At 57.5% G+C, this 15,892-nt stretch carries 14 protein-coding genes; 4 read left to right on the top strand and 10 right to left on the bottom strand.

Annotated elements, in window-relative coordinates; genetic code table 11:
• Positions 1 to 63 precede the first annotated feature (63 nt).
• Genes GFR01_RS06490 through GFR01_RS06480 form a run of 3 tightly spaced genes read right to left on the bottom strand, consistent with a single transcriptional unit; the run spans position 64 to position 2,542 of the window.
• Positions 64 to 1,299: an NAD(P)/FAD-dependent oxidoreductase gene (locus GFR01_RS06490; protein WP_099181777.1), complete on the bottom strand. Its 1,236-nt coding sequence runs from the start codon at positions 1,297 to 1,299 to the stop codon at positions 64 to 66.
• A 41-nt stretch (positions 1,300 to 1,340) separates the two neighbouring features.
• Entirely contained in the window at positions 1,341 to 2,294 is a 954-nt protein-coding gene (locus GFR01_RS06485) for a nucleoside hydrolase (protein ID WP_099181776.1), read from the bottom strand.
• On the bottom strand, positions 2,291 to 2,542 hold the full coding sequence (locus GFR01_RS06480) for a DUF3297 family protein (protein ID WP_063905090.1): 252 nt from the start codon (positions 2,540 to 2,542) through the stop codon (positions 2,291 to 2,293). The genes GFR01_RS06485 and GFR01_RS06480 overlap by 4 nt, the downstream gene beginning before the upstream one ends.
• 128 nt (positions 2,543 to 2,670) lie before the next feature.
• Here GFR01_RS06480 and GFR01_RS06475 point away from each other — a divergent pair, with 128 nt between their 5' ends.
• From GFR01_RS06475 to GFR01_RS06465, 3 genes are all read left to right on the top strand, one after another.
• Positions 2,671 to 3,855 (top strand): lipase family protein, encoded by a 1,185-nt coding sequence (locus tag GFR01_RS06475; RefSeq protein ID WP_099181775.1) that lies wholly within the window; start codon positions 2,671 to 2,673, stop codon positions 3,853 to 3,855.
• Positions 3,852 to 4,655, top strand: a complete 804-nt coding sequence (locus tag GFR01_RS06470; protein WP_099181774.1) for an SDR family NAD(P)-dependent oxidoreductase — start codon at positions 3,852 to 3,854, stop codon at positions 4,653 to 4,655. Before GFR01_RS06475 ends, GFR01_RS06470 begins: the two co-directional genes overlap by 4 nt.
• Positions 4,656 to 4,734: 79 nt before the next feature.
• The gene (locus GFR01_RS06465) at positions 4,735 to 8,040 is read left to right on the top strand and encodes an efflux RND transporter permease subunit (protein ID WP_063905087.1); all 3,306 of its coding nucleotides are present in this window, start codon (positions 4,735 to 4,737) and stop codon (positions 8,038 to 8,040) included.
• A 4-nt stretch (positions 8,041 to 8,044) separates the two neighbouring features.
• On the opposite strand, the gene flgA is transcribed toward GFR01_RS06465, so the two are convergent.
• From flgA to GFR01_RS06435, 6 genes are all read right to left on the bottom strand, one after another.
• Entirely contained in the window at positions 8,045 to 9,028 is a 984-nt protein-coding gene (gene flgA, locus GFR01_RS06460) for a flagellar basal body P-ring formation chaperone FlgA (RefSeq protein WP_099181773.1), read from the bottom strand.
• A gap of 2 nt (positions 9,029 to 9,030) precedes the next feature.
• Positions 9,031 to 9,822 carry a flagellar basal-body rod protein FlgG gene (gene flgG, locus GFR01_RS06455; RefSeq protein ID WP_063905085.1) on the bottom strand — a complete coding sequence of 264 codons (792 nt, stop codon included), beginning with the start codon at positions 9,820 to 9,822 and terminating at the stop codon, positions 9,031 to 9,033.
• A gap of 33 nt (positions 9,823 to 9,855) precedes the next feature.
• Entirely contained in the window at positions 9,856 to 10,596 is a 741-nt protein-coding gene (gene flgF, locus GFR01_RS06450) for a flagellar basal-body rod protein FlgF (RefSeq protein ID WP_099181772.1), read from the bottom strand.
• A 75-nt stretch (positions 10,597 to 10,671) separates the two neighbouring features.
• Entirely contained in the window at positions 10,672 to 11,844 is a 1,173-nt protein-coding gene (locus GFR01_RS06445) for a GNAT family N-acetyltransferase (protein WP_099181771.1), read from the bottom strand.
• Between the two features lie 117 nt (positions 11,845 to 11,961).
• A complete protein-coding gene (locus GFR01_RS06440) occupies positions 11,962 to 12,429 on the bottom strand; it encodes a RidA family protein (RefSeq protein WP_010503058.1) in 468 nt (155 codons plus the stop codon).
• Between the two features lie 66 nt (positions 12,430 to 12,495).
• The gene (locus GFR01_RS06435) at positions 12,496 to 14,271 is read right to left on the bottom strand and encodes a chloride channel protein (RefSeq protein ID WP_099181770.1); all 1,776 of its coding nucleotides are present in this window, start codon (positions 14,269 to 14,271) and stop codon (positions 12,496 to 12,498) included.
• A gap of 131 nt (positions 14,272 to 14,402) precedes the next feature.
• Between GFR01_RS06435 and GFR01_RS06430 the strand changes: the two genes are divergently transcribed.
• On the top strand, positions 14,403 to 15,173 hold the full coding sequence (locus tag GFR01_RS06430; protein ID WP_099181769.1) for an alpha/beta fold hydrolase: 771 nt from the start codon (positions 14,403 to 14,405) through the stop codon (positions 15,171 to 15,173).
• Here GFR01_RS06430 and GFR01_RS06425 read toward each other — a convergent pair.
• On the bottom strand, positions 15,170 to 15,820 hold the full coding sequence (locus tag GFR01_RS06425; RefSeq protein WP_099181768.1) for a DNA-3-methyladenine glycosylase family protein: 651 nt from the start codon (positions 15,818 to 15,820) through the stop codon (positions 15,170 to 15,172). The two genes, GFR01_RS06430 and GFR01_RS06425, sit on opposite strands and share 4 nt — an antisense overlap.
• Positions 15,821 to 15,892 lie beyond the last annotated feature (72 nt).

Here is a 15,892-nt window from a genome sequence, read left to right as displayed (position 1 = left end):
ACGCTCTCCACAAAAAAGCCGGGAAATTTTCCCGGCTTCGTCGTTTTTTAAACGCCTGTAACGTCAGGCGCTTTCCTTAACCTTGTGCTTGACCTTCACATCATACCCCTTAAGCATTCCCATCCAATAGAGCCGAGGAAAGACTTCGGTTTTCAGCAACCAAGCAAAACGGCTTGGCTTGCGTTGGTCGTATGGGAAACTGGGAGCGACCTTCCCACCATACAGGAACTCTGCAAGCACAACCTTGCCGTAAGATACCGTCAGCGGGCAGGCACCATAACCATCGTAGGCACCCGTCTGCGGTCGACCATCCAGCGAAGCAAGGAGGTTCGTCACGACAACTGGTGCCTGCTCACGGGCTGCGGCCGCCGTCTTGGCATTGCTTGTACCCAGAACATCTCCGGCCCCGAACACCGTGTCATATTTCACATGGCGCAGGCTTGAAGGATCGACATCCAGCCAGCCGCCCGCATTGGCCAACGGGCTTTTCTTTACAAAGTCCGGGGCGCTCTGTGGCGGGACGACGTGCAGCATGTCGAACTTACGGACAACGGTCTCCTCCGTTCCAACGATCTGGAAGGTCGCTTCCCGCTTCTCGCCATCCACCTTGATGAGATTTTCCTTCTTGTGAAGGTTGATCCCGTAAAAATCGATCTGGCGCTGAAGAGACGGGACAAAATAGCTCACCCCGAACAGAGCGTCTCCCGCAATAGAGAAATCAACTTCCGTACGGTGGAGTGACCCTTCCTTACGCCAGTGGTCGCTGGCAAGGTACACGATCTTCTGGGGAGCGCCTGCGCATTTGATCGGCATCGGAGGCTGGGTGAACAGAGCTTTTCCGCCATCCAGGTGACGAATACACTCCCAGGTGTAAGCAGCGGTTTCGCGGGAATAATTGGACGTCACGCCATTGCGGCCAAGCGTTTCGGGAAGACCTTCGATCTTGTCCCAATCCAGTTGCAGGCCGGGGCAGACGACAAGGCGGCGATATTCAACAACACGCCCGCTTGCCAGCGTGACGGTGTTGGCATCCGGCTCAAATGAAACGGCACTATCCCGAAGCCAGGTAACGTCTTTCGGGATCAGGCCACCTTCCTGACGCAACGTTTCCGCCAGCGTCATGACGCCTGCACCAACAAGCGTCCAGCCTGGCTGGTAGGCATGCGTCGTTGAGGGTTCAATGATCGCCACCGAAAGATTCGGTCTCTGGCGCTTCAGCTGTGCAGCAATCGTGATACCAGCGGCACCGCCGCCGACGATGACAACGGAGAAGCGATCCTGTGGGGTCGGGTCTGCCATGTTCGATGCTCCAAAGTCACGGGACTGACAATGAGGAAACCCTAGTTCAGACGGGCCAGTCTTTCCGTCAGACGGGTATAGAACGCGTCGGAATCAATATGATCAATCCATAACGCATTGGCAGGGCGATCGGTTACTTTCCAGAGATCAACCACGCTCTGTCCAAGGCAAAGAGGTGCCTCGACCTCAATCTCAACATTGCACTCCCGACCACTGAACAGGTCTGGCCACAGCAGCCAGCCAATCGTCAGTGGATCATGCAGAGCACCGCCTTCCCAGCCGTATTTCATCTTCTCGAAGCGGTCTTCCGCTCCCAGCATCCGAACAACCATATCGCCGACCGGCGTTTTTAAGTCTGCAATTGGTGCAAGCCTGCGTGGTGTGGCGATAGCGCGATGAGTGACGTCCAGCGGCAGAAGCGTAGTAGGAATGCCCGCAGCTATCACGATTTTCGCGGCATGAGGGTCAACGAAGAAATTAAACTCGGCGGTTGGCGTAATATTGCCGCCTTCCCGCTGCGCACCGCCCATCGCGACAAGACGGGCAATTTTTGGCGCGATATCGGGGGCATGCGTCAAGGCATGAGCCAGATTGGTCATCGGCCCCAGGCAGACAAGCGTGATGCTGTCTGCTGGCTCTTTCCGTAGCATATCCACAAGATGGGTAGCCGCATCAATGCCCTGCGCACGAAGGTGAGGTTCAGGCAGGTTTGCACCACCCATCCCCGTTTCGCCATGCACATGCTCGGCGCTGATGGGCGCCTTGTGAAGCGGACGGGCCGCTCCAGCATACACAGGGACCTCCTCGCGTCCTGCCAGTTCAAGCAGGGCACAGGCGTTCTTGGTCGTCTGGGAAAGCGGCACATTACCGGCAACGGTCATGATCGCTTCCACATGCAGTTCTGGCGAGGCCAGCGCCAGCAGAATCGCCACGGCATCGTCCTGTCCCGGATCCGTGTCGATGATGATCCGGCGGGGGCTGACCTGCGTCATCATGCGTCTTTCGCGTCGTCCTTGAACCAGGCTTCAACCGGGCCAGTGACCTTCAGCGTCATCGGGCGGCCCTTGCGATCCACGGCCTTGCCGACGGACAGACGAGCCCAGCCTTCGCTGATGCAATATTCTTCAACATTGGTCTTCTCTTCGCCCTTGAGACGAACGCCAACGCCGCGCGTCAGCACGTCTTCATTGTAGTATGGGCTGTCCGGGCTGGCGCACAGACGATCGGGAGGGGTATCGCTCATGGTTTATCCTTTTCTTACTGTGCCTCTTCTGTAGCGCCGGATTGCCGGTCCTCCAAGTCGGGAAGGCTCCCCGACGGACTTCTACACTGCTATGGTGTTCGTTCCTGCGCTGGAGATCACAAGCAGCCATGACTCTGACCCGACTTTGCACGACACTCGGTACGACCGCTCTTTTCGGACTGTCCCTCGCCCTTCTCTCAGGCTGCGCGTCTCAGGACGATGGGGATTCCTACTCGCTGAGCGCTCCAGTCGCCGCCGGACAGGCCATTCAGATCGATCACATGATCTCCCACATGCCTGGACAGGCATGGCGTCTGACTTACCGGAGTTCGGATGCGCGAAACCCGAAACAGCTTGTGCGCGTGTCTGCTGAAGTCCTGATCCCGCGTGGCACACCTCCTGCTGGCGGCTGGCCTGTTCTGGCCTGGGGGCACGGAGAAAGCGGCCTTCACCTGACCTGTGCCCCCTCTGTTATGGGTCTGGGAACCGTGCAGGAGCATTTCTATGCGCCATGGCTGCAACAGGGCTTCGCGATCGTGGCGACGGATTATCCAGGCCTCGGAGAACCGGGGGATGCCCTGCTGCTCAATGCACGCTCTGAAGGCATGAGCATGCTGGACTCCGTTCGCGCCGCCCATGCCCGTTTTCCAGATATTTCTCTGACAACCGTTCTCAGCGGCCATTCGCAAGGGGCGCAGGCTGCTCTTGCAGCTTCCGCCATGGCTGCAACTTACGCGCCGCAACTGCATATCGTCGGGACTGTAGCCGTCGCTCCGCCTTATCTCGACGCACAGGGCGTGCAGGGTCTCCTCCATCCACGCAATCCGCACAGTTTCTCGCCAGCCGTGCCCGAACTTCTGTCCTTGGGTGCTTCCCTCTCGCAGGCCGACCCATCTTTTGATCCAAACGCTGTATTCACGACGCGGGCACTGGCGCTCATGCACGACGCTGCCACAACATGCAGTTCAGACTTCTTTCCCATGGCGCACCGCTCGGGCCTGACACCAGCCACAACCCTGCGTCCCGGGGCGGAAGCTGCTTTGGTACCTGCACTGAAATGGGCTGAATATCCGTCCCTGTCACTTTCCACACCCGTCATGATCGCGACAGGTATGCAGGATCTTCATTCCTCACCCAACGAGCAGAAGCGTCTGGTCTCCGCACTCTGTGCTGCCGGTACACCCGTCACCCATCATACCTATGGCGGTGCAAGCCATAACGGGACGCTCAGGTCCGTCACGACAGATGCGCATTCGTTTGTCCGCAGCCTCATGTCTGGTCAGTCCCCTGGCAATAGCTGTCTGACACGGTGAAAATTCTCATCACAGGCGCAGCGTCCGGCATTGGCCAAGGGCTGGCGATCCGTCTGGCGCGGCCAGGTCAGGACCTTGTATTGGGAGACTGTTGTTCTGAAGGTCTGGATGCGACGCGGCGACTTTGCGAGGCACAGGGTGCCACCGTCAGAAGTCGCGTCATTGATACCCGCGACCGACAGGGTATGGCCGAATGGATCCACGAAGAAAGCAGCGTCAGGCTGGACATGGTCTTCGCCTGCGCTGGCATCACAGGAGGCCTTCCTCCAGCCGGAGCGGCAGTTCCCACTCCGGAACGCGAAGATCATGCCCGTCTCATGATTGAGACCAATCTTCTTGGCTCCTTGAACACACTCTTCCCGGCCATAGACGTTATGAAAAAGCAGGCACGCGATCAGAATGGGCGACGCGGGCAGATCTGCATGATGGCATCGGTCGCCGGCTTTGTGTCCTATCCCGGCACCCCGTCCTATTCAGCGTCCAAGGCGGCTCTTGACCGCTTCACGGTGGCGACTGCCCCAACACTGGAAAAATCAGGCATCACCCTGACCAGCGTCTGCTGTGGTTTTATTGATACTCCCATGGTCAAAAGGAATCGTTTTCCCATGCCAGGGCTCGTCTCGACAGAAGACGCAGTGCGCCAGATACTCCGGGGAACACTGCGCGGCAGACGACGTGTGACTTTCCCAAAATGGCTTGTTTTGGGCGCACGGCTGGCGGACCTTCTGCCACCACGGCTTACAGAACTCTATTACTGTCGGCAGCCCTCCGCCCAGCCGGCGGGAATGCCCGATTACTGACCATATTCATCCAATGAAATGACTTTTCGTGTCCTAATGGTAATGACCAAAAGACTATAATCGAGGATAAGCTGTCGGCATGAATTTCTGCCGCCTGTTCATTGATCGCCCCGTTGCAACGACACTGATGTCCATCGCCATCTTCATGGCGGGCATCATCTGCTATCCTTTACTTCCCGTTGCAACGATGCCGGATGCCACGACAACAAACATCATGGTTGTCGCCACCCAACCGGGCGCTGATCCGCAACAGATGGCCACCTCCGTCACAACGCCTCTAGAACGCCGTCTCGGCTCGATTGCTGATCTCCAGCACATTGAGTCCGATACCAGTCAGGGGCAGGCGCAGATCTTTCTGGAGTTCTCATCTTCCCGAAATATCGATGGTGCCTTGCGCGACGTTCAGGCCGCGCTCAGAGCGGCACGGAGTGACCTCCCTTCCGGCACTCTGGATGACGATCCACAGGCGTTCAAACTCGATGGAAGCGGCTTTCCAGTTTACCTGCTCAGCGTCACAACCGATCAGCTGACCCAGGCTGAGCTGTATGATGTGGCAAATATTCAGGTCAAACCCTACCTCGCTCAGGTCAAAGGCGTTGGACGTGTAGAGGTTGTGGGATCTTCAAATCCTGCAGTCCGCGTGGAGCTCAACCCTGGCCCCCTCTACAAATGGGGTATCGGATTTGAAGACATTCGGACTGCTCTCGCCTCTGCCAACGCCTTCACACCAAAGGGCTTCATCGACAGTCACGGCAAACGGATGCTGCTGTCTACCAACGATCAGGCCGTTAAGGCAGACCAGTATCAGGACCTGATCGTCGGATATCGAAACAGCTTTTATCCGGTTCGCCTTAAAGACGTCGCCAAGGTGTATGACGGCGTTCAGGACGTGTACCAGACCAGTTACATCAACGGCCATCGTGCCCTCACAATGGTTGTTTCTGCGCAGCCTCACGCCAATACAGTGGCAATCGTCAACGGGATCAACGCCAATCTGGACAAGCTGAGGGCCGGACTACCGGGCAGTGTCAAACTTATTGTCGGCCTTGACACGTCCCGGTCTGTCCGGGCGGCTCTTCAGGATGCCAAGGAAGCTCTCGTGGTTTCCGTCATTCTGGTGGTCCTGGTCATCCTGTTGTTCTTCCGGAAAGTGATGACGACCGTCATTCCTGCTGTCACTGTGCCGATCGCCCTGTCAGGCACACTGGCGGCAATGGCGTATTTCAACTTCACGCTGGACGTGCTGTCCCTGATGTCCCTGACCATTGCCGTTGGCTTTGTCGTAGACGATGCGATCGTGGTTCTGGAAAATATTGCCCGCCACATGGAAAACGGCATGGACCGTTATGAAGCCAGTATTCTTGGCTCATCCGAGATTGGTTTCACGGTTCTGTCCATCAGTGCTTCCCTCGTGGCCGTCTTCATTCCGCTTCTTTTCCTTCCGGGAACGGCAGGCTCGATCATGTTCGAGTTCTGCATGACCATGATTTCCGCCATCGTAATCTCGATGTGGCTCTCTCTCACACTGACGCCCATGATGTGTGCGCGCATGCTGGAGATTGATCACGGCACAGGGCCGCGCACTGGCCTGAGCGGGGCGATTATCCGTATCACGGAGGCAGGGTTGGATGGCATGGTGCGCCTGTATGCGCGCTCCATGCACTGGTGCCTTCGCCATACGATCCTGATGGGTCTGACACTTCCCCTCAGCTTCGTTCTGTTAGTCGGGTCCGTCATCATCATGCCAAAGGAATTTATTCCCGAGCAGGACATTTCCCTGATTGGCGGCCGTATCAAAGGGGATGCCACCATGTCCTTTGATGAAATTGATCGCCGGCTACGGGCCGTAGGCGCGATCGTCCAGAAAGATCCGGATGTCACATCCACGACCATTTTCAGCGACGACAAGAACTCTGGCGAACTCTATCTGCACCTGAAGGAAAAGAGTGAGCGTGCTCCGGTTGCGACGGTTCTGGCCCGTATCCGTAAAGCGGTGCCAGTTCAGCCGGGCGCAGATGTCATGTTCTGGAATGTCGGCGGCAACAGTCAGGGCGGGAGCAGCCAGAAGAACACCGGTGCTTACCGTTATGTTTTGCGTAGCGAAGATATTGCCAGCCTGACCAACTACCTGCCGAAGATGCTCGGCGCTCTGCGGGCTTCCGGAAAGATGATCAATGTCTCATCGGCAACGGAAAGCCAGTCTGTCGCGGCTTACATTACCGTGCGGCGGGATACGGAAGCGCGCTACGGGGTGACGCCCCAGCTTATCCAGAACGTGCTGTATGATTCCTATGGTCAGGCCATTGTTTCAACCATCCACCTACCACTCACAACACACCGTGTCGTCATGGTTCTGGATCCAAAATACCGCACAGACCCGAACATGCTGCACCAGATCTGGATCTCCACATCTGCCGGGACGGCGGCGGGCGGCGTAGCCTCGAATCTTATTCGGGCCAAAGCCTCTACAAGTGCGACGGAAAGTACATTCGCTTCTCTTGCATCGTCATCCATCCAGAACTCACTCGCCAACCAGATTTCCGGCAATAAATCGAGTGGTTCAGCCGTGTCGTCTTCGACAGAAACCATGATCCCGCTAGATAATGTGGCCTCCATTCTGTGGAAGCAGCAGCCGCTCGATGTCACCCATCGTTCAGGCTATTATTCAACAGCCATCTCCTTCGATCTGGCTCAGGGCGTGACCTATGCCCAAGGTGTCAAACTGATTCAGGACACCATGAAGGAAACGCACGCCCCTGACGGTATTCTGGGTGAATTTACAGGCACAGCAGGCGATACCACCAAGGTCATGATCAACGCTCTGATCGCTTTCGCAGCTGCGATTGCTGTCATGTATATCGTGCTGGGTATTCTCTATGAGAGCCTGATCCATCCCATCACCATTCTCTCAACGTTGCCATCCGCTGGCATTGGAGCCGTCATGGGATTGTGGTGTTTCGGACTGCCGTTCAGCGTCGTGGCGGTGATCGGTATCATTCTTCTGACGGGTATCGTGAAAAAGAATGCCATTCTGGTCATCGACTTCGCGATTCACGCCGAACGATTTGAAGGACTGTCGCCAAAAGACGCTATTTTCAAGGCTTCGATCACCCGTTTCCGCCCTATCCTCATGACGTCCCTGGCTGCCGCGCTCGGTGCCGTGCCCCTGATCATCGGGCATGGTTATGGCAGCGAAATGCGCGCACCTCTTGGTGTTTCTGTTCTGGGCGGAATGATCGTAAGCCAGCTTCTGACGCTCTATACGACGCCAATCGTCTATCTCTGGATGGATGCAATCGGGAAATGGATGCGCCGGCTGAGTGCAAAAATCATACAGCGCATTCACCGGCTGGGCCGTTCCAGCTCTCAACCGGAGAAAGCCTGACGTGTCAGAGCGTCGGCAGGCTGACCGCCTCGGGGCGGTTTCGACTGTCAGCAGAAAGGGGCGTAATCCCGGGAATGACTTCCACTTCCGTCCTGCCAATAACGCGCCCCGTCAGAACCATGCGACTGCCTGCATTATAAACATGCACCATGTCGCCCTTCCCTCCTGCTTCCATGACCGTGCCGGATACAGTCAGGTGGAGACTAGACTGGGAGTAGGACAGAACGACTGGTGATCCTCGTCTGACAAGCTGCGGATGAACAAGCTGCGAAGAGGCCAACACCTGCCCGGCAGACAGGCTGCTTCTTGTTTCCAGCCCCACAGCATCATCCACTGATTGCAACGCATCATCCGGAACATCCGAGGATCTGACCAGCACTACACTGACATCCTCAGGCAGGATGGGCTGCCCCGGCCGAAGGGAATGCCGGAGAGCAACAGCCTTAACTTCCATCGTGACAGTGCCGGTAACAGAAAATGCTGTCCCTTTTCCACCCACACGGGAAGGGATTTCCATGCGGGCACTGAAATGCCCTCCCCCATGGGGCGGGCGATCAAGATGCAAAATAGTCGGAGCAGCTGTCTCCTGAGCAGGGACAGCCACCGGTTTAAAACCGGCCAAGGTCATTTCAACATGCGCATCTTCCGGGAAGTCGAAGCTTTGCCTTAACACGGGCAGCACATCGTCTTCTTCAATCATTCGGGTTGCACGCGTTACGGTTGTGGAAACAAGAGGCGATGCATCCGGCCAGTCCACCCCGAATTGAGCGGCAATCGCCGTCAGCTGAGGGCCGCCGACAACGTAGTTGCTCCCCAACGCCGGAGCATCGCCAATGTCGGCATCCTGCCCGGCGGTTAAACCAGAAAACAGATCAGACAGTCTAACCCGCGGATGGTCGACGCTGATATTGGTTCGCAGGGTTGCTGCATGCAAAGTCCCAGATGCGAGCAGCGCCAACAGGGATAGGCACAACAGCCCACGCGCCATGATTAACGGCCACCCAGATTGGTCAGCGTCTGCATCATGTCGTCGGCGGAGGTAATGACCTTGCTGTTCATCTCATACGCACGTTGCGCCGTAATAAGATCAGTGATCTCCGTCACGACATTGACGTTTGAATTCTCAACATACCCCTGCATGACACTGCCATAGCCGGTCGTGTTTGGTGTTCCCAGCATCGCGTCCCCAGACGCAGTAGTTGGCGTGAACAGGTTCTGACCCATAGCATCCAGACCGTTCTCGTTGGTGAAAGTCGCAAGCTGGATCTGACCAACCACCGTGGAGTTATTCTGCCCGGCAACCGTTACACTCACCTGCCCGGACTGGTCGATGCTGACACTCTGGGCGTTATTTGGAATCGTGATGGTCGGGCTCAGCTGATAACCATCCGCTGTAACGAGGGAACCGGTGTTGTCCATCGAGAATGTGCCGTCACGAGTATAGGCAAGCTGTCCTGATGGAAGCTGGATCTGGAAATAGCCTTTTCCCTGCACGGCAAGATCCAGGGAATTGCTGGTCTGCTCCAGACTGCCCTGATCATTGATACGGTAAATCGCTGCCGTTTTTACACCGAGACCGACCTGTGCACCGGACGGAACCGTCGTGCCCGTATCGGAAGAGCTTGTGCCGACACGGCGGATGTTCTGGTAAATCAGATCCTGAAATTCGGCACGTGAGCGCTTGTAGCCCGTGGTGCTCATGTTCGCGATATTGTTGGAAATGGTTTCAACGTTGGTCTGCTGGGCCTGCATGCCCGTTCCGGCGATGTCGAGTGCGCGCATGTGGAATGTATCCTTGTCCCGTCAGGAAAACTGTCAGGCTGAAACCTGAACGATTTTGTCGATTGCGTTCTGCTGGCGGGTCGCTTCGGCATTCACGAACTGCGCCATGAAATCAAAATTGCGCTGGATATCCATCATCTTGGTAACTTCGGACATCATCTGCACATTGCTGCCTTCGAGCATCCCCTGCATGACCTGCGGGCGATCAACAGCATTCGTCGGCTGGTCGGAGCGCAGAAGATGGCTGCCTTCTGCCTGAAGCGTATTGTTGTCGCGTGCCGTCACAATTCCGATCTGCCCGGCCTCGCCGGTTTCAGTTGAAATCACACCGTCAGATGAAATCGTCAGTCGATGATCAGTTGTTGGCAGGACGATGGGCTGCCCTTCGCGGTCCAGAAGTGCATTACCGGCTTCATCGACGACCGTCCCGTCCTGCTGTTTTTCGAAGCGCCCGGCACGCGTCAGTCGCACACCGTTGGCCGTCTGCACCTGAAAGTAGCCTTCTCCGCCCAAGGCAAGGTCAAGCGGGTTTCCGGTCTGTTGCAGATCGCCCTGCTGGAAATCCCGATAGGTTGCGCGGTCCTGGGTATAAGCCTGCGTCTCAGACCCAGTTGGCTGACCGGCAGCATGCTGTTTGGATAAATAATCGCTGAACAGAACGCTTTCGCGCTTATAGCCAACCGTCGAAGCGTTCGACATGTTGTCCGCAACGACCGACATGGCGCGCTGCTGGGCGTCCATGCGCGAAAGGGCAATATAGGTACTGTTCTCCACGACTGAAGCTCCGGCATCCCGCTGTCAGGACAGAGCTTACCCGTCAGACCCTTTCCCAATCGTTAACCGGCACGATCAGGACGAGTCGTCCTGACGATATGGAGAATAAGCGGCAAGGGCTTCTGCTTCGTCGCGAATGGCCGCCCGCTCTTCGTCCAGAAAAGCAGCCACAGCATTGCGCAGGCCGGGATCGACAATGGCATGAGCGGAATGCGTCAAGGCTGGCAGATAGCCGCGCTGGATCTTGTGCTCCCCCTGCGCGCCCGCTTCCACGCGGCTCAAACCATGAGCAATCGCGAAGTCGATGGCCTGATAGTAACAGAGCTCGAAATGCAGGAAGGGCCAGTCTCCCTCACATCCCCAGTTCCGCCCAAAAAGCGCATCCCGACCCATCAGGTTCAGCGCCCCGGCCACAGGCTTGCCCTCATGCTCAGCCACCATCAGAACCACACGGTCCCCCAATCGCTCCGAAAGCATCGGGAAAAACTCTTCCGAGAGGTAAGCGCTCCCCCATTTCCGGTCGATGGTGGATTGATAGAAGCGATAGAACGCGGACCAGTCAGCAGACGTAATGTCCTGCCCGCGCCGCGTCACGAATGTCAGTCCACAGGACTGCGCGGCTTTCCGTTCCTTGCGCAAGGCCTTGCGTTTGCGGGAGGACAGCGCGTTCAGGAAGTCTTCGAAACTGCCATATCCCTGATTGTGCCAATGATACTGTACGCCAAGCCGTGTCAGGTATCCCGCGCTTTCGAAAGCCACCATGGACTGTTGGTTACAGAAGGTCGCATGAACGGAAGACAGACCTAATTGCGACCCCGCCTGCACCAGCCCTGCGGCAAGAGCGTGCCCGACCGCATCTGGGTCTGGAAGGTTTTTCCGAAGCAGCAGACGTGGGCCAGGGACCGGCGAAAAAGGAACGGCGCACTGGAATTTCGGATAATATCGGCCCCCGGCGGCTTCGTAGGCCTGCGCCCAGGACTGATCGAAGACATACTCGCCCCTGGAATGGGCTTTTCCATACAGTGGGGCTAACGCCAGAATTGTGCCATCCGGGGCACGGAGAGCAGCGTGACGCACGAGCCAGCCTGTTCGATCCACAACGGAGCCACTGTCTTCGAGCGCAGACAAAAATCCGAACGAGACGAAGGGGTTCTCATCCCCCGCACAGGCATCCCACTCCGCGGACCCAATGTCGTGAATGGACGCGTGCAGCGTCAGAGACCACTCCGGCTCAGAAGAGTTATTCATGAGGGCCGATCCTGCAAATCTGTCTGACGCATCTGGACAAAGGTGTGACTTAGATGAGGAAAAACAACCTCAACTCGTCAAAGCAGGAAGCCTTAAAGGCCTCCCGCATATTCGAACTCAGACAACTTCGAACAGAGCTTCCACTTCGACCGGTGCATTCACCGGCAGGCTTGGAACACCAATCGTCGAACGGGCATGACGGCCTGCATCGCCGAAGACTTCAACAGCCAGATCAGACGCACCGTTCATGACAACAGCGTGCTCGGTGAATTCCGGCGTGCAGGCAATGAAGCCACCGAGACGCACAACGCGCTTGATGCGGGAAAGATCACCGCCCAGCGCAGCCTTTGCCTGGGAAATGACATTGATCAGGCAGGCGCGGGCACAGGCCACACCAGCATGGTTAGACACTTCATCGCCCAGCTTGCCTGTGATGAGCAGCTTGCCGTCCACCAGCGGAAGCTGGCCGGACACGACAAGCAGGTTCCCCGTAAGAACGGTTGTCACATAATTGGCGACGGGTGCAGCAGCTTCTGGCAGGGTGATTTCGAGAGCGGCGAGACGATCTTCAGGCGTGTTGGACATGGATATTTCTCCTGTGAACAGACTGTTATGGTGAAGCGCATGGACGTTCATGCCAAGGGCCAACCGTCATGAAACAGCACCTTCTTCCCCGGCAAGCGTCCGACGGCTGCGTTCCAGTTCTTCGGCATAGCGGCGCAGGGCATGCTGTTCCGTGAGCATACCCACCACCTGTCGGGACTGGAGATCTTCTACGACGACGAGCGCATCAGCTTCCGCACGTTCGAACAGTTCCACCGCTTCCCGGACATTGAGCAGAGGGGTCAGCATGGCATTCTCGAAATGCGCCAGCGAAGCTACGGGCGTTGCGGCTGGGGACACAGCCTGAAGTTCTGCGACGTTGACCATTCCGGCATAACGTCCATCCCGATCCAGCAGAACAATTCGCTGGGCTGAACCAAGCGGGAAAAGAGCCTGTGCCCGGTTGAGAGGCGTGTCAGACGGGATTGTCCGCACCTGCCCGCGCATCATCCGGCGCACGTTCAGGGACCGCATCCAGCCAATATCAACGGCGGAACGGATGGATTCCCCCCGCAGATGGAAGCGCCAGGTCGCAAAGCTGTATCCAAACAGGCGCCGGACGGTCAGGAGAGATAGGACGGCCGCCACGAATGTTGCCCCACTCATGGAAATACTGCCCGTCAGTTCCAGCAGCAGGCACACCATGGTCATGGGGCTGCCGATGATAGCCACGGCCATAGCGGTCATGCCGATCAAAGCACAGGCCGTTAAGGAAACGGGCGCCAGACCCAGCCATTGCATCAGGGCGCCGTAAACGGTTCCGGCCAGCGTCCCCAAGTAGAGGGACGCGAAAAACAGTCCTCCGCGAAAGCCGGACCCGATTGAAATACAGGAGGCCAGAGCCTTGAGCACGAGCAGGCCCAGAGCCATCCAAGGGGTGATCCATCCGGCGAACACCACGCGCATGGCATCATGTCCCGCTGACAGGACGGAAGGGTGAATAACGGCCAGACCACCAACCAGCAATCCGCCGACAGTGGGCTTCAGCCAGCCCGGGCCCGGAAGAAGACGAAACAGGGTTTCCGTCCGGGTGACGCAATGCATGACGCCAATTGCCGTCAAAGCAGAGAGGATGCTGATGATAACGACGCTGAAACTACCATTCCATGTCAGCGCGCCGGGATCTGCAATCATGACCGCTGCCGGAACATGCCCGAAAAGATGCGCAACTCCGACACCAGCGAGAGCCGCAATCGCCACAGGCGGCAGGCTAACAAGGGAATAGGAGCCAATCACGAGTTCGAAGGCGTAGAATGCCCCTGCGACCGGTGCATTAAACGCGGCTCCAATGGCTGCGCCGGCAGCAGCCCCGACCAGAACGCGCAGATCTTCGCGTCTGACGCGAAAGGATTGTCCGATCCGCGAAGCCAGGGCGGAAGCAATCTGGGTAAAGCCCGCTTCAAGGCCGATGGACCCGCCAATGCCATTGGACAGAACGGTCTGTAACGCGACAATGAGACTGTCTCGCACAGACATGCGACCGCCATGCAGGGCATTGGCCTCGATCGGATCGACAGGCCGACGGGGCATGATCCTGCTGGTGAAAATTCCAAACAGCCCGAGGGCGAGACCGCCCAGCGTCAGAACCGTCAGAACACGCCATGGGGGCAACCATGTCAGGCCGGACAGATGCCCGTTCAGGGTGTTTCCGCTCCCGAACAGAACACTGTGCAAAGACAGCGTCACGGTTGTTATCAACACCACACAAAGGCCTGACAAAGCCCCCACGACTGCGGCGAGCACCGTGAGCCAGATTTCGTCGGCGCGGACCATCGCTCGCAACGTCACAGGGGCCTGAGCCGGATGACGCAGGAGCGAGCGCATTTGACGCTTCAGGCGAAAACGCAATTCGTTACGGGCGGGACTGGTGGACAAGTGGTCTCCCCGACGGCAGGTGTAATCCTGTTTGGCCGCAACGCTGTTTTCAATCAACTGCTGTCACGGAAGGATCATGCATGAAACTCAACGCCATCGAACGTGGGGATGGACCGGAGACAGTTGTTTTCCTGCATGGTCTGTTCGGAAGAGCCCGCAATCTCGGGTTTCTCCAGCGGGAAGCCTCCCAGACGTTCCGGACGATTGCCCTGGATCTCCGCAACCATGGAGAAAGCCCGCATGGCCCCGTGAGCTACCCCGCTATGGCACAGGATGTTCTGGAAACGCTTGACGATCTTAGGGTCAAGCATTTTGCCGTCGTTGGTCATTCGATGGGCGGTAAAGTCGCCATGATGCTGGCACTCGCTGATCCTGATCGCGTGACCCGCCTGATGGTGGCGGATATGGCCCCGGCACCGACCCAGCAGGGGCATAGGGACATGATTGCAAAGCTGGATGCCATCACGTTTCCGTCGGAGCTCACACGGAGTGAAACGCTGGATCTTCTGGAGCCGATCACAGGCAGTCGGGCCGTCGCCGAACTGATGGCACAGAACGTTTCTCTGAATGACGTTCCGGGATGGGCGATCGGCTTTGACGAGATTACACAGGGGATCAGCCTGATTGAGGGCTGGCCCGATCTTCAGGTTGCTCCTTATGACGGTCCAGCCCTGTTCCTGCGAGGCGGCAACTCAAGCTATGTCAGGCCTGAACATCACCCGCTCATCCATGCCCTGTTCCCTCACGCCCGGATTCGAACGCTGGAAGGTGCCGGGCACTGGCTCCATGCGGAACAGCCATGCCCTTTCATTACTGAAATGATGGCGTTCCTGACTGGACAGTCCCTTTAGCCGGTCAATGTGTTAGGGGCCGTCTTCTTTCCCTCTTCCGCGACCCGCCAGCAATACCAGGCAAGGGCGGACCTGTGCGGAGAGAAACGGAGTGTTTCGGTCTTGAGGTCTTTGGGTCTGGGGGCAGTATCCAGTCTCTTGATGCGTCGCCAGCCTTCGCGGACGCCGAAATCATCAACTGGCATGACATCCGGGCGGCCAAGCGTAAACATCAAAATCATTTCTACAGTCCATCGACCAACACCGCGAAGGGTGATCAGACGCTGGATCAGATCTTCATCCTCCAGCCTCGATGCCTCCAGACGCGTAGGCACAAGCCCCTCCAGCCGCGCCTGCGCCACGCCCCGCATGGCAGCCTGCTTGCTGGCAGACAAACCACAGGCTCTCAACGCATCTTCAGGAAAAGCCAGAAGAGCTTCTGGAACGGGAGGCGGTCCGTCTTCGGAAGACGCAGGCCCCAGAAGGCACAGACGACCGAAAATCCGTCGGGCAGCCGCACCGTGAAGCTGCTGCCCGGCAATGGCCCGTAACAGCGCGTCATAAGGTTCCTGCCCATCATCCCCCCGGAGACGGCAGGGCCCAATCCGTTCGACGGCGGCGGCAACGTCCGGATCAACAGAAAGACACGATATGAGACTGTCTGTCATGCAGTTGTCTTTCCTGTGGATTACGAGGCGCTTTGTCTCTTTCGTGAAAGGTCCATTACTGCCATGATGGTC

This window comes from Gluconobacter frateurii, from assembly GCF_002723955.1.
GTDB lineage: Bacteria > Pseudomonadota > Alphaproteobacteria > Acetobacterales > Acetobacteraceae > Gluconobacter > Gluconobacter frateurii.
The sequence above is the reverse complement of the archived record's forward strand: the minus strand, read 5'-3'. Positions and strand labels throughout refer to the sequence as shown.